This is a genomic window from Bradyrhizobium sp. U87765 SZCCT0048, assembly GCF_018131225.1.
In the GTDB taxonomy this organism is placed as follows: Bacteria; Pseudomonadota; Alphaproteobacteria; order Rhizobiales; family Xanthobacteraceae; genus Bradyrhizobium_A.
In genome coordinates this window covers 58,212-72,570 of sequence record NZ_JAFCMM010000002.1, presented here as the reverse complement: position 1 = coordinate 72,570, position 14,359 = coordinate 58,212, and the positions used below count along the sequence as shown (strand labels likewise).

The following is a 14,359-nucleotide window of genomic DNA, read 5'->3' as shown; positions in this document are numbered from 1 at the left end:
GCGCTGCACGCAATGCGCTGCCGCAGCGATGCGTCAGCGAATAGGACTTGCAATCGCAAAACAGTCATCAGAGGATACCGCTCAGAAGACAAAAAAGAGTTCGGGGATGGCGCTCAAGCGAATCAGCCAACAGGGCATTGTGTTCGGCATCTTTGCCGTTCTGTTTCTGGCATTCGCGATCTTTCTTCCAGGATTTGCCACCACGCAGAATATGTTCACGCTGCTGCAGAACGTGGCGGTGCTGGGCATTCTTGGCCTCGCGATGGCGCTGGTGGTGATCGGCCGCGGCATCGATATTTCGCTGATCGCTGCGCTCGCGGTTCCTCCCGGCCTCGTGCTGCAAATGGTGCAGGACGGCGCGTCGCTGCCCACCGCGCTGGCCGCGGCGCTGGCGTTGTCGCTGGTGTTCGGCGCGGTCAATGGCTGGCTCATTGCGTATGCCGAGGTGCCCTCGCTGTTCACGACGCTGGCGACCGGCCTGTTCCTCGCCGGTCTCGGCCAGGTGGCGCTGTTCAAGCTCGACGTCGTGCAGTGGAGCGCCGGCATGGATGGCTTCGAGCGCCTCGGGCAGGGCCGGCTGCTCGGCATTCCCATGCCGATCATCGTGTTCGCCATCGCCTGCGTCGTGGTCGCCTTCCTGCTGCGGCAGACGCGGTTCGGCGCCTACATCTATGCCCTCGGCGACAATCCCTATGGCGCGCGCGTCACCGGCATTCCGACCCGGCCGCTCATCGTGCTGCAGTATATGCTGGCGGCGCTGATCGGCTGCTTCGCGGGATTGGTCATGGCGTCCTCCGTCAACAGCATGCCGACCCGTATCTTCAACTCGACGATGATCTACGACGTCATCCTGGTGGTGGTGCTTGGCGGCATCGGCCTGTCCGGCGGCCGCGGCGGCGTGCTCAACGTGGTGATCGGCACGCTGCTGATCGGCACCATGCTCAACGGCATGACCATCATGGACGTGTCCTATTCGGGCCAGAACCTGGTCAAGGGCGTGGTGCTGCTGATCGCGGTGATCACCGATTCGTTTCTCAATCCGCGCAACGAGGAGACCGCGCAGCAGGGCGACATCTGAGGCGCCGCCGTCGCGCAGGCCATCATTGCTTCACCGACAACGAACAACGCGCCGGCAAGGCGCCGTCGAACAACAGGGAGGTTGCTATGGTTTCCGGAGTGACGAAACATCTGGCGATGCTGGGCGGCGCCGCGCTGGCGGCAATGGCGGCCGCCGGGCCGGCGATGGCGCAGCAGGGGCTCGATGAGCCGTTCCAGGCGCCGTTCAAGGCCGCGCTCGCCGGCAAGACGGTGGCCTATGTGCCGGTGGCGATGAACTTCGACCTCACCGAGGGCTGGTTCGCGGGCGTCAAGAAAGAGCTCGAGCCCTACGGCGTCAAGGTGATCGTGCGCGATCCCAACTGGTCGACGTCCGCCGGCGCCCAGGCGGTGACGACCCTTCTCTCCGAGAAGCCGGCGGCGATCATCGTGCACAATCCCGACGTGCAGACCTACGCCAAGCTGATGCAGCGCGCCGAGAACGAGGGTATCTACGTCATCCAGATCAACATGGGGTCGGTCTACCGCTCTTCGGCGTTCGTCGGCGCCAACTGGATCGAGATCGGCGAGCGCGATGCCGAGGCCGTGGTCAAGGCCTGCGAAGGCAAGTCCAACAAGATCGCCATCGTGCAGGGGGCGCTGTCGGCGGCGGCGTCCGCCTACACACTGAAGGGCGTCGAGAACGTGCTCGCCAGGCATCCGGAGATCAAGGTGGTGTCGAGCCAGGCCGCGGACTGGGATGCCGCCAAGGCCAAGGCCATCACCCAGACCGTGCTGAAGCAGAATCCGGACCTGTGCGGCATCGTCGGCTTCTGGGACGGCATGGACATCGGCACCGCCGCGGCGGTGAAGGAGGCCGGGCTCACCGGCAAAGTGTTCCTGGCGACGTCCGGCGGCGGCGAACGGCGCGGCGCCTGCGAGCTGGTCAAGTCCGGCGCGTTCGACCTCGACGTCAGCTACGACGTGCCGACCCAGGCCGCCGACATGGCGGCGATGATCAAGTGGCTGCTGTCGTCGGGCGTGAAACCGGGGTCGGCCAAGGGCTCGATCTACACCACGCTGATCCCGATCACAAAAGACAACGCCGGGCTCGACACCACCTGCTGGAACCTGAGCGACCTGAAGAAGTGATGTACCACGACAGCTCAAGGCTGGGATTCGCTCGATCTCCGTCATCCTGAGGTGCGAGCGAAGCGAGCCTCGAAGGATGAACGGCCGATGCGCTTCGGCCGTCGCCCTTCGAGGGCCGCGCCAGGCGCGGCCACCTCAGGGTGACGGATCGAATCTGAGCCTTGCAGCTCAGTCGACCCCACGCACTCCGTAAAGATTGTTACTCGCAGTTTGTCTCAAGGTCGCCGATGCAGGAAGCGTTCGTTCGTCTGAAATCCCGGTACTGGCCGGACCATCTTCTCGGCGAGATCCTCTCCAAGCGCTGGACCGAGACGGCGATCCCGGTGATCGTGCTGTTGATCGTCGGCATCGTGCTCAGCCGGGTGATCGACGGTTTCCTGTCGCCGGCCGGGCTTGCCGACACCGCGCGGCAGGCCGGCGAGATCGGCTTTGTCGTGCTCGGCATGGCGCTGGTGGTCATCGTCGGCGGCATCGACCTGTCGGTCGGCTCGATGTTCGCGCTGTGCGACTTCTGCGCGCTGTACTGCCTGGACGTGCTGAACTGGCCGGTGCCGGCGGTGATCGCGGCGACGCTCGCCTGCGGCGCGGTGCTGGGGGCAGTCAACGGCCTCCTGATCGGCTACCTGCGCCTGCGCGCGTTCATCACCACGCTGATCACCCTGATCATCTATCGCTCGACCTACGATCTCCTGCTGGTCAACAACTCCAACAAGATCGCGGCGGCGTTTCCCGACTTTCCGTCGTGGGATTTCATCGGCGGCGGCGACGTGCTGGGCGTGCCCAGCGTCGCGCTGGTGTACATCGTGGTGGCGGTGTTCGGCCATGTCTTCCTCACCCGCCTGCGCCCCGGCTGGCACATCACCGCGATCGGCGGCTCGCGCCGCTCGGCCTACAACTCCGGCATCCCGGTGCGGCGCACGATCGCGCTGTGCTACGTGGCGAGTGGCGTGCTGACCGCGACCGGCGCGCTGTTCTTCGCCGCGCGGCTCGGCACCGTCGGCGGCGACGTCGGCGTCGGTCTCGAGGTCACGGTGCTGACCGCGACCGTGCTCGGCGGCATCACGCTCGGCGGCGGCAACGGCTCGGTGGCCAAGGCGCTGGCGGGCACGCTGATCGTGCTGCTGGTCACCAACGGCCTGACGACGCTGTCGGTGCGCGGCGGCTTCAACCGCATGGTGCTCGCCGCCATCCTGCTGGTCGCCGCTGTCATCGACATCCGCTGGCTGAAGAACCGCACCCGTATCATCAGCAAGGTCTATGTCAGCCCGACCTACCACGCGCTGCCGCCTCCGCCGCCGACCGCGGTGGGGGCCGGCGGGCCGTTCGAGCAGAACGACAAGCTGCGCGACGTCGAGCTGATCGGGCTCGGCCGCATCGAGGCGCCGGAGGACGTCATCCTCGATCGCCACGACCACCTCTACGCCGGCTCGCGCCATGGCGACATCGTGCGCTTCCTTGCTCCCGACTATCAGCAGATGGAAGTGTTCGCTCACATCGGCGGCCAGCCGCTCGGCATGGCGTTCGACCGCAACGATAATCTCTACTGCTGCATCGGCGGCATGGGGCTCTACCGCATCGCGCCGGATCGCAAGATCGAGAAGGCCACCGACGAGACCAACCGCAGCCTCACATCCGTGAACGACGACAGCCGGCTGCGGCTCGCCGATGACCTCGACATCGCCGACGATGGCCGCATCTTCTTCTCCGAGGCGACCGTCCGCTACGAGATGCACGAGTGGCCGGTGGACGGGCTGGAGGCGCGCGGCAACGGCCGCATCATCTGCTACGATCCCGGGCGCAAGACCACGCGCACGGTGCTGCGCGGCCTCAAATTCCCCAACGGCATCTGCATCGCCAGCGACCGCCAGTCGATCCTGTTCGCCGAGACGTGGGGCTGCTCGGTCAAGCGCTACTGGTTCGATGGCCCGAAGCAGGGCCAGGTCGAGACCGTGATGGACAACCTGCCGGGCTTTCCGGACAACATCAATCTCGCCTCCGATGGCAACTACTGGCTGGCGCTGGTCGGCATGCGTTCGCCGGCGCTCGATCTCGCCTGGCGGATGCCGGGCTTCCGCCGGCGCATGGGCAAGCGGCTGCCGCTCGATGAGTGGCTGTTCCCCAACATCAACACCGGCTGCGTGCTGAAATTCAACGAGAAGGGCGAGGTGCTGGAGTCGTTCTGGGACCTCGCCGGCCTCAACCATCCGATGATCACCTCGATGCGCGAGCACCGCGGCTACCTCTATCTCGGCGGCATCGCCAACAATCGCATCGGCCGCTACAAGCTCACCGGCGCCGATCCGGACTTCGTGCAGTATGACCGCCGCTGGGGGACGCAGCCATGATCGCGGCGCTGCGCAGCCTGACCAACAACCTGCTCGGCCGCGGCGACGCGGCGATCACTGTGCCGCCGTTCGACGGCGCGCTCAAGCCGAACCAGCGCCTCGAAGAGGCGGAGGTGGTGGCGACGTCAGCGACATTCGAGGATCTCGCTGCGAGTGACGGTGCGCTGCTGGTGGCCGATGGCGACAAGGTGCTGCGTCTTGCGGCCGGCGCCCTCGGCGAGATCCGCCGATTCGATGGTCCGATCACCGCGATCTGCAACTGCGACGATGGTGCGCTCGCGATCGCCGTCGATGGCCGTGTGCTGCATCTGATCGATCCGGTGTCCGGCGAGGATCGCCGGGCACCGATGACGCCGGATGGCGTGAGGGCGATCAATGCCCTCGCCCAGGGGCCAGCCGGCACATTGCTGGCGACCGAAGGCTCGGCCGAGCAATCGGTCGACGACTGGGCGCACGATCTGATGAATCGCGGCCGTACCGGACGGCTGGTAGCGATCGACCTCCCGACGCGTAGCGTGCGGGTCGTCGCCGACGGCCTGCACTATGCATTCGGTGCTGTCGCCCATGGTCCGGAGGCATTCGTCAGCGAGAGCTGGCGGCATCGCCTGATTGCGGTTGGCCCCGATGGCGCGGTGCGGCCGGTGCTCGATCATCTGCCGGTGTATCCGTCGCGGCTGTCGCGCGCCGCCGATGGCGGCTTCTGGCTGACGGCGTTCATCGCGCGCACCCAGCTCGTCGAGTTCGTGCTGCGCGAGGCCGGCTATCGCCGGCGGATGATGCAGGAGCTTGATCCGCAGGACTGGATCGTGCCGCGGCTGCGCTCGGGGCATTCGTTCCGCGAGCCGATGCAGGGCGCCCATCTCAAGACCATGGGCGTGGTCAAGCCATGGGCGCCGCCGCGCTCCTATGGTCTCGTGATCCGTCTCAGCGCGGAGGGCATGCCACTGATGTCGCTGCACAGCCGCGTCGACGGCAGCAACCATGGCGTGGTCGCCGCGGTCGAGGCGGCAGACGCACTCTATGTGCTTGCCAAAGGGCCGGGCCGGCTGCTGCGGCTGCCGCTCGCCATGCTGCAGGGGGAGCGCGGCGCATGACCGACAATGTCGTGGAATTCCGCAAGGCCACCAAGCTCTATGCCGGCGTGCCGGCGATCGATGGCGTCGACTTCACGCTTCGCCGCGGCGAGATCCATGCGCTCGTCGGCGAGAACGGCGCGGGTAAGTCGACATTGACCAAGGCGATGGCCGGCGTGGTGGCGCTGACCTCCGGCGCCATGCTGGTCAACGGTGTCGAGGTGACGCCACGAACGCCGCTGGAGGCGCGCCATCTCGGCATCGCCATGGTGTTCCAGGAGAACAGCCTGGTGCCGACCATGACGGTGGCACAGAACCTGTTTCTGGGGCAGGAAAAATTCTACAACCGCCTGCGCGGCATCTACATCGCCGCGCAGCAGTTCCTGCAGTCGCTGAATTTCGATGTCACGCCGACCGCGACCGTCGGCCTGCTCGGCGCCGCCAAGAAGCAGATGGTGGAGATCGCCCGCGCGGTGCTGCACCAGGCGCAGGTCATCGTGTTCGACGAGCCGACCGCGACCCTGACGCCGGAGGAGAAAAGCTACTTCTTCGATCTCGTGCGCGACCTCAAGACGCGCGGCGTCTCGATCGTGTTCATCTCGCACGCGCTGGAGGAGGCGTTGCTGCTCGCCGACCGCATCACCGTGCTGCGCGACGGCAAGCATGTGGTCACCGACGATGCAACGGCGTTCGACCGCGCCCGCATCGTCCAGGCGATGGTCGGGCGCGACCTGTCGAACACGCTCTATGGCACCCGCAAGACGCAGGTACGCCCCGCCGGCGAGCGCACGCTGACGGTGGAGAATCTCAAGATGGCGCCGATGGTGAAGAACAATTCGCTGTCGGTGTTCGCCGGCCAGATCACCGGTGTGTTCGGCCTCGTCGGCGCCGGCCGCACCGAGACCTTCAAGATCGTCGCCGGCGTGCTCAAGCGCGACTTCTTCCATGGCGGCGAGATCCTGCTGCGTGGCAAGCCGGTGCGCTACCGCGTGCCGGCGCCGGCGGTGCAGGCGGGGGTTGCCTATGTCACCGAGGATCGCAAGGTCGAGGGCTTCTTCGAGACCATGTCGATCGCCCGCAACATCTACCTTGGGTTGCTCGCCAAGTTTCCCGGCGGGCGTTTCCTGCTGTCGGGGCGCGAGGCGCAGGACACCGGCGGCAGCTGGATCGCGCGGCTGAAGGTGCGCGCGATCGGCAGCAAGGCGCGGGTGGTCGAACTGTCCGGCGGCAACCAGCAGAAGGTCGTGATCGCCAAGTCGCTGGTGCAGGAGCCGAGCCTGATCGTCTTCGACGAGCCGACGCGCGGCGTCGACGTCGGCGCCATCGTCGAGATCCACGAACTGATTAACCGCCTTGCCGACGAGGGCAAGGCGGTGGTGGTGATCTCGTCCTACCTGCCCGAAATCCTCGCCCTGTCCGACCGCATCCTGGTGTGTCGGCAGGGCAAGGTGGTGGAGGAGTTCTCGGCGCTGGAGGCGACCGAGGAAAAGATCATGTATGCCGCCATCCACTGATACGGTTGACTTTGGGCGCCGGCCACACTTACCGCGTCATTGCCGGGTCTTGACCCGGCAATCCAGCTTCGTACCGCGTCAAGTTCTTAAGCTGGATCACCGGGTCTCGACGCTACGCGTCGGCCCGGTGATGACGCTGCATATGTAGAAGCGCTCATCTTCACAGCAGCTATCACGCTGCTGTGCGGGTGTCGCTCACGACGTGCGGTCGAGCTCCGCGGCGAGTTTCTCCAGCAGTTCGCGCGAGCCGTGCTCGCGTCCCGCCGGCGCGTTGGGATCGCCGAAATAGGTGCCCTGCTCGGTGTAGCGCATCAACGTGCCGCGGCCGTCGGGCTTGAGCTCGATGGTCGACAGCGATGCCGAGATCGGCGCCCCCGCGACCGTCATGCGATAGGCGAACACGATGCGGCGGTCTTGCACGATGTCCTGGATCACCGAATCGTAGGTGATCTCGGGGCCACCCTGGAAAGTGAAGCGTGACGACTCCAGGCCACCGACACGGAAGTCGAGCGCGTAGCTGGAGATGTCCCAGCCGTCGCCCTCGGTGAACCAGCGGCGCTTCATCGCCGCGTCTGCATGGGCGAAGAACACCCGCGCGGGCGCCTGCGGGTAGCGGCGCTCCAGCGTGAAGGTCGAGTGGATCACGAGATCGGGGTTGGTGGCAGTCGCAGTTGGTTCGCTCATGGCATGTCCTTGGCGTTACGCAGGGAACTTTTCGGGAAGGTGAGACGTGCGGTGTCAGGACTCGTCGGCCGGAGCCGGCGGGTCGGTTTCGTTGAGCAATGCGCCGAGGCGGTCGAAGCGCTGCTCCATGAAGGCACGGCGCTGCGCCACCCAGTCGGCGAGGGGTGCAAGGCCCGCCGGCTCCAGCCGGCAGGTGCGGACCCGGCCGACCTTCTCGCTGCGGATCAGGCCGCAGCCTTCCAGCACCTGGAGATGCTGGACCACGGCGGCAAAGCTCATGTCGAACGGCGCGGCGAGGTCGCTGACCGTCGCCGGGCCGCCGCTCAGGCGCTCGACGATCGCCCGCCGGGTGGGCTCGGCGAGGGCGCGCAAGGTGACGTCGATGTCCTGATACTTAAGCATGGACTTGAGTATTTGCTGACGCGCGCTGATTGTCAAGTCGTGACTTAAGTATTGCGGGGAAGCCCGGCGGCGCCCGTTGAGCGCGGATAAGGCAGTGATCCTGACCGATTATTTGGCGTTGCGGCGCGTCGCCTTCCTCGTCTACAACGGCGCTACGCCGGTCCGGCAACCAAACGTCAACCGTTGGTCGCCCACACTCCGGTTGTCACGGGACGCGAGTATGACGGTTCGCAGCGCATCGCAGGGATTGGACGGGAAGGTGGCCATTGCCGCCTGCCGTACCGCTGCCGCGCGTGCCGGCCTCCTTCTTGGCGAGCTTCTGCTGCTTACTGGCCCCTGAGGCCGGCTGGGCTTTTGCGCCTGGGCACTCAGGGGGACTGAAGACGAAGCAACCCCGACAGCGCCTTCGAAAGATCGATCCGCGATCACGGCGCAAAAGATCTCAAGGACCAGCCACATGACCAGCCCTTCCGCCGCCGCCCCCTCGGATCAAGACCGCGTCATCATTTTCGACACCACGCTGCGCGATGGCGAGCAGTGCCCCGGCGCGACCATGACCTTCGAGGAGAAGCTGAACATCGCGGCGCTGCTCGACACCATGGGCGTCGATGTCATCGAGGCGGGCTTTCCGATCGCCTCCGACGGCGACTTCGAGGCGGTCAACGAGATCGCCAAGCGCACCCAGAATGCCGTGGTGTGCGGCCTGTCGCGCGCCGGCGCCAAGGACATCGACCGCTGCGCCGAGGCGATCAAGCCGGCGAAGCGCGGCCGCATCCACACCTTCCTGTCCACCTCGCCGGTGCACATGAAGTACAAGCTGCAGATGGATCCCAAGGACGTCTACGAGCTGGTGATCTCCTCGGTGACGCGCGCCCGCAACCATGTCGACAATGTCGAATGGTCGTCGGAAGACGGTACCCGCACCGAGTTCGACTTCCTGTGCCGCTGTGTCGAGGCCGCCATCAAGGCCGGCGCCACCACCATCAACATTCCGGATACCGTCGGCTACAGCGTGCCGGAAGAGTATTTCGACCTGTTCAAGCGGGTGCGCGAGAATGTGCCGAACTCCGACCAGGCGGTGTTCTCCGTGCACTGCCACAACGATCTGGGCATGGCGGTCGCCAACTCGATGGCCGGCGTGCGCGCCGGCGCCCGCCAGATCGAGTGCACCATCAACGGCATCGGCGAGCGCGCCGGCAACGCGGCGCTGGAAGAAGTCGTGATGGCGATGCGGGTGCGCAACGACAAGCTGCCGTTCTGGACCAGGATCGACTCGACCCTGCTGACCCACGCCTCCAAGGTGGTGTCGGCGGCGACCTCGTTCCCGGTGCAGTACAACAAGGCGATCGTCGGCCGCAACGCGTTCGCCCATGAGAGCGGCATCCACCAGGACGGCATGCTGAAGAACGCCCAGACCTATGAGATCATGCTGCCGGAGACCGTCGGCGTGAAGCAGACCTCGCTGGTGATGGGCAAGCACTCCGGCCGTCACGCCTTTATCCACAAGCTGGAAGAGCTGGGCCACAAGATCACCGGCAACCAGCTGGAAGATGCTTTCGTGCGTTTCAAGGCGCTGGCCGACCGCAAGAAGCACATCTACGACGAGGACATCGAGGCGCTGGTCGACGAGAAGCTGGTGCACGCCAACGACCGCATCCGCCTGCTGTCGCTGACGGTGATCGCCGGCACCCATGGTCCGCAGCGCGCGACCATGAAGCTGGACATCGAAGGCCAGGTCCGGATCGAGGAAGCCGAAGGCAACGGCCCGGTCGACGCGGTGTTCAACTGCATCAAGTCGCTGGTGCCGCACGACGCCAAGCTCGAGCTCTACCAGGTGCACGCGGTCACCGAGGGCACCGACGCCCAGGCCGAGGTCTCAGTCCGCCTGTCGCACAACGGCCGTTCGATGACCGCCCGCGCCGCCGACCCGGACACCCTGGTGGCGTCCGCCAACGCCTATCTCGGCGCGCTCAACAAGCTGGTGATGAAGCAGCAGCGCGACGAGCAGAACGCGCACGCAGCTCCGGTCGCCGCGGCGCACTGAACAGGGCAGGCGCGTCGTTCGCGGCGTGCCGCCTATCCCCTCATCCTGAGGAGCCCGCGCAGCGGGCGTCTCGAAGGATGAGGCCGACAAGGCTGCCGCCGGTGGCCTCATGGTGCGAAGGCGCTCCACGCCTCCTCGCCATGAGGAGAGAATTCACCGGCTGCGGCGTCTGAACGTCTCAACTCCATTGCTGTGAACCAATTCTGGTTTCGACTGAACTGACATGACCTTGCGCAACGACATTCAGCATGACGCCGGTCCGGTGGCTTTCGCCGCCGCGCCGGGTGCTGCCGTGTCGCGCGCCGTCCTTGCCCTCTCGCTTCTCCGCCTCCTGCTTCTTAGCGGCCCCTGAATGCCGGCTGGGCACTTGTGCCTGGGCGTTCAGGGGATTTGGAAGGCCAACACCCCTGAAGGCGCCCAACAGATCGGCGCAAGAGAAGCAAGGACCCAGCCATGACCGTTTCAACGACCGACCATTCGACCGTCGCTCCCGCGCGCTCCGACAAGGACCGTGTCGTCATCTTCGACACCACCTTGCGCGACGGCGAGCAGTGCCCCGGCGCCACCATGACCTTCGAAGAGAAGCTCGCGGTCGCCGAGACCCTCGACACCATGGGCGTCGACATCATCGAGGCCGGCTTTCCCAGTACCTCGGAAGGTGACTTCCAGGCCGTGCAGGAGATCGGCCGCCGCACCAGGAACGCGGTGATCGCCGGGCTCGCGCGCGCCCATCCCAACGACATCGACCGCTGCGCCGCGGCGGTGAAGGTGGCAAAGCGCGGACGCGTCCACATCGTCATCGCCACTTCGCCGCTGCACATGAAGGTCAAGCTGGCGAAGACGCCCGAGGAGGTGCTGGACATCTCGGTCGCCAGCGTCACCCGCGCGCGCAACCTGATCGACAACGTCGAATGGTCGGCGGAGGACGGCACCCGCAGCGAGCTCGACTACCTGTGTCGCATCGTCGAGGCGGTGATCAAGGCCGGCGCCACCACCATCAATATCCCCGACACTGTCGGCTACACCACGCCGGCTGAGTACGAGGCCTTGATTCGCAACCTGCGCGAGCGGGTGCCGAACGCCGACAAGGCGGTATTCTCGGTGCATTGCCACAACGACCTGGGCATGGCGGTCGCCAACTCGCTCGCCGGCGTCATGGGCGGCGCGCGCCAGGTGGAGTGCACCATCAACGGCATCGGCGAGCGCGCCGGCAACGCGGCGCTCGAAGAGGTAGTGATGGCGATGAACGTACGCAACGACGCGTTTCCGTTCTGGAACGCCATCGATACCACCATGCTGACGCGGGTATCGAAACTGGTCGCGGCGGCGACCTCGTTCCCGGTGCAGTACAACAAGGCGATCGTCGGCCGCAACGCGTTCGCCCATGAGAGCGGCATCCATCAGGATGGCGTGCTCAAGAACGCGCAGACCTACGAGATCATGACGCCGGCCTCGGTGGGCATGCGGCAGTCGTCTTTGGTGCTCGGCAAGCACTCCGGCCGCCATGCCTTCATCCACAAGCTGAAGGAGATGGGCTACGAACTGGGTGAAAACCAGCTGGAGGACGCGTTCGCGCGCATGAAGGCGTTGGCCGACCGCAAGAAGGATATCCATGACGAGGATATCGAGGCGCTGGTCGACCAGAATATCGCCCAGGCCCACGATCGCATCCGCCTGAAGTCGTTGAGTGTGATCGCCGGCACCCATGGCCCGCAGCGCGCCACCATGAAGCTCGACATCGACGGGCAGGTGCACACCACGGAAGCGGAGGGCAACGGCCCGGTCGACGCGGTGTTCAACGCCATCAAGGCGCTGGTGCCGCACCACGCGGCGCTGGAGCTCTACCAGGTGCACGCGGTCACCGGCGGTACGGATGCGCAGGCCGAGGTTTCGGTGCGCCTGTCCGACGACGGCCGCGCCATGACCTCGCGGGCGGCGGACCCCGATACGCTGGTGGCCTCGGCCAACGCCTATCTGGGGGCGCTCAACAAGATCGTCATGAAGCGCCAGCGCGACGCGGTGCGGGCGTAGCGGCCTGCGTCGTTCGCACAAGCGTCATGGCCGGGAGATCAGGGCCTCCCGGCCATTGCCGTCCGGCGCCGGTGACAGACCAGGCGATGCGTCGCGCTACCAGCCCAGCAGGTATTTCGCGCCGGCGACGACGATCACCAGCAGCACGAAAATCAGGAATGCAGGCACGCGCGGCCGGCCGGCGGTGTCGCGGCTTGACGCTCCGCCGGTGCCGCCGGCGGCCCTGACGCGCGGGGCAGGCTTGGGCTTCGGCCTTTGGAATGGCGTGACATTGTTGGTCGCCGGCGAGACCGACGGGCTCGGCAGCACCGGCGCGGCGCCGTTGCCGCCCATGGCGGCATAATAGGCCTGGTAGACCTCGGCGATGATGGCGTCGGTCGCATCCGCTTCCGAATTGTTCTGCAGCCGGGCGTGGTAGTGGGCGAGATAGCCTTGCGCTTCAGCCGGCAATGTGTCCGCGCCATTCAGCTTTGCCATCATCTTCCACGTCGCCACATCGGCACGCGCCTGCGTATCGGCGCGCCGGGCGATCATCATGTCCGCAGCCTTGACCACCAGTTCCTCTGATCTCGATCGGGTCGACGCCGATGCATGTCACGAAAGCGCGCCGGTCAGCAAGGGTGGCGCAGGGGTGTTTGTCGATGCATCCGCAACACGACGAGACGACGAAGAGATTCGGGCCGATTTGCGGGCCGGGCAAGGGGCCGGGCACATTTTCACCGGGAACCGACGGAGGGCCGGGGGCACATCCGGCGCGTGGTCGCCGAACGGCTGCGGGGGCGCGATCTGGCGCGTTCGGAGCGGGTGTGTCGTGCAGCCGATCCGCATCGCGGCATATTTTGCGCCGCAACAAGGCTCTGCACAAATCATGCCCACCCCTGCGAAGGGGCAATGGTTTTTTTTGTCGCATCTTGCAATGGTGTGCCACCGATTTGCCGGCGGCGGACGCTGCCGGCTGGCAAGTCAGTCCTCGGGAGGAATCAAGAAGATGCGACGTATCGTACTCGCGGCCGTCTCGGTCGCCATTGCCGCGCTGGTCGGCCCTGCCGCCGCGCAGCAGCCCATTGTCATCAAATTCAGCCATGTCGTGGCGCCGGACACGCCGAAGGGGCTCGCCGCCGAGAAGTTCAAGGAGCTGGCCGAGAAGTACACCGACGGCAAGGTCAAGGTGGAGGTCTATCCGAACTCCCAGCTCTACAAGGACAAGGAAGAGCTCGAGGCGCTGCAGCTCGGCGCTGTGCAGATGCTGGCGCCGTCGAACTCCAAGTTCGGCCCGATCGGCATCAAGGAATTCGAGGTGTTCGACCTGCCCTACATCCTGCCGGACCTCGCCACGCTTCGGAAGGTGACCGACGGCCCGCTTGGCGCGAGGCTTTTGAAGCTGCTGGAGCCGAAGGGGATGGTCGGCCTCGCCTACTGGGACAACGGCTTCAAGCAGATGAGCGCCAACAAGAAGCTGGTCGCGCCGGCGGACTACAAGGGGCTCAAGTTCCGCATCCAGTCGTCCAAGGTGCTGGAAGCCCAGTTCCGCGCGCTCGGCGCGGTGCCGCAGGTGATGGCGTTCTCCGATGTCTACCAGGCGCTGCAGACCGGCGTCGTCGACGGCCAGGAGAACACGCCGTCCAACATGCTGACCCAGAAGATGCACGAGGTGCAGAAGTACACCACGCTGACCAACCACGGCTACATCGGCTACGTGGTGGTGGTGAACAAGAAGTTCTGGGAAGGCCTGCCGCCGGATGTCCGCACCCAGCTCGACAAGGCGATGAAGGAAGCGACCGTCTATGGCAACGGCCGCTCGGCGCAGGAGAACAACGACGCGCTCGAGGAGATGCGCAAGTCCGGCAAGACCGAGCTGATCAAGCTGACGCCCGAGCAGGATGCGGCGATGCGCAAGGCGGTGGAGCCCGTCTACAACGATGTCGCCTCGCGCATCAGCAAGTCGCTGATCGACGAGTTCCGTAAAGAGTCCGGCGCCACCAACTGACGCCTCTCCCGATCCGATGCCGGGCGCGATGGCGCGCCCGGCATCACCACCGACATCACGATCAACCTTCGATGATGCGGCGTGTGGCCGTG

The 14,359-nt window shown here is 65.9% G+C and carries 12 protein-coding genes; 9 read left to right on the top strand and 3 right to left on the bottom strand.

Annotated elements, in window-relative coordinates:
* Positions 1-106: 106 nt before the first annotated feature.
* From JQ639_RS13600 to JQ639_RS13580, 5 genes are all read left to right on the top strand, one after another.
* A complete protein-coding gene (locus JQ639_RS13600; protein WP_211967207.1) occupies positions 107-1,078 on the top strand; it encodes an ABC transporter permease in 972 nt (323 codons plus the stop codon).
* Between the two features lie 116 nt (positions 1,079-1,194).
* Positions 1,195-2,187 carry a sugar ABC transporter substrate-binding protein gene (locus tag JQ639_RS13595; protein ID WP_249123839.1) on the top strand — a complete coding sequence of 331 codons (993 nt, stop codon included), beginning with the start codon at positions 1,195-1,197 and terminating at the stop codon, positions 2,185-2,187.
* Between the two features lie 227 nt (positions 2,188-2,414).
* On the top strand, positions 2,415-4,532 hold the full coding sequence (locus JQ639_RS13590) for an ABC transporter permease (protein WP_211967209.1): 2,118 nt from the start codon (positions 2,415-2,417) through the stop codon (positions 4,530-4,532).
* Entirely contained in the window at positions 4,529-5,626 is a 1,098-nt protein-coding gene (locus tag JQ639_RS13585; protein WP_211967210.1) for an SMP-30/gluconolactonase/LRE family protein, read from the top strand. Before JQ639_RS13590 ends, JQ639_RS13585 begins: the two co-directional genes overlap by 4 nt.
* Positions 5,623-7,119, top strand: coding sequence for a sugar ABC transporter ATP-binding protein (locus JQ639_RS13580; protein WP_211967211.1), 1,497 nt, complete (start codon positions 5,623-5,625; stop codon positions 7,117-7,119). The genes JQ639_RS13585 and JQ639_RS13580 overlap by 4 nt, the downstream gene beginning before the upstream one ends.
* 195 nt (positions 7,120-7,314) lie before the next feature.
* On the opposite strand, the gene JQ639_RS13575 is transcribed toward JQ639_RS13580, so the two are convergent.
* Together JQ639_RS13575 and JQ639_RS13570 are read right to left on the bottom strand one after the other, a co-directional pair.
* A complete protein-coding gene (locus tag JQ639_RS13575) occupies positions 7,315-7,803 on the bottom strand; it encodes an SRPBCC family protein (protein WP_211967212.1) in 489 nt (162 codons plus the stop codon).
* Positions 7,804-7,857: 54 nt separating this feature from the next.
* Positions 7,858-8,205: an ArsR/SmtB family transcription factor gene (locus JQ639_RS13570; protein ID WP_211967213.1), complete on the bottom strand. Its 348-nt coding sequence runs from the start codon at positions 8,203-8,205 to the stop codon at positions 7,858-7,860.
* A gap of 94 nt (positions 8,206-8,299) precedes the next feature.
* Between JQ639_RS13570 and JQ639_RS13565 the strand changes: the two genes are divergently transcribed.
* The 3 genes from JQ639_RS13565 (at position 8,300) to JQ639_RS13555 (ending at position 12,280) form a co-directional block, all read left to right on the top strand.
* Entirely contained in the window at positions 8,300-8,545 is a 246-nt protein-coding gene (locus JQ639_RS13565) for a hypothetical protein (protein ID WP_211967214.1), read from the top strand.
* A 117-nt stretch (positions 8,546-8,662) separates the two neighbouring features.
* Positions 8,663-10,249, top strand: coding sequence for a 2-isopropylmalate synthase (locus tag JQ639_RS13560; protein WP_211967215.1), 1,587 nt, complete (start codon positions 8,663-8,665; stop codon positions 10,247-10,249).
* Positions 10,250-10,702: 453 nt separating this feature from the next.
* Positions 10,703-12,280, top strand: coding sequence for a 2-isopropylmalate synthase (locus JQ639_RS13555; protein ID WP_211975078.1), 1,578 nt, complete (start codon positions 10,703-10,705; stop codon positions 12,278-12,280).
* Positions 12,281-12,376: 96 nt separating this feature from the next.
* Here the strand turns inward: JQ639_RS13555 and JQ639_RS13550 are convergent, their stop codons facing one another.
* Entirely contained in the window at positions 12,377-12,835 is a 459-nt protein-coding gene (locus tag JQ639_RS13550; RefSeq protein ID WP_349644770.1) for a hypothetical protein, read from the bottom strand.
* Positions 12,836-13,268: 433 nt separating this feature from the next.
* On the opposite strand from JQ639_RS13550, the gene JQ639_RS13545 reads away from it, so the two are divergent.
* Complete coding sequence (locus JQ639_RS13545; RefSeq protein WP_211970693.1) at positions 13,269-14,267, top strand: TRAP transporter substrate-binding protein; 999 nt, start codon at positions 13,269-13,271, stop codon at positions 14,265-14,267.
* Positions 14,268-14,359 lie beyond the last annotated feature (92 nt).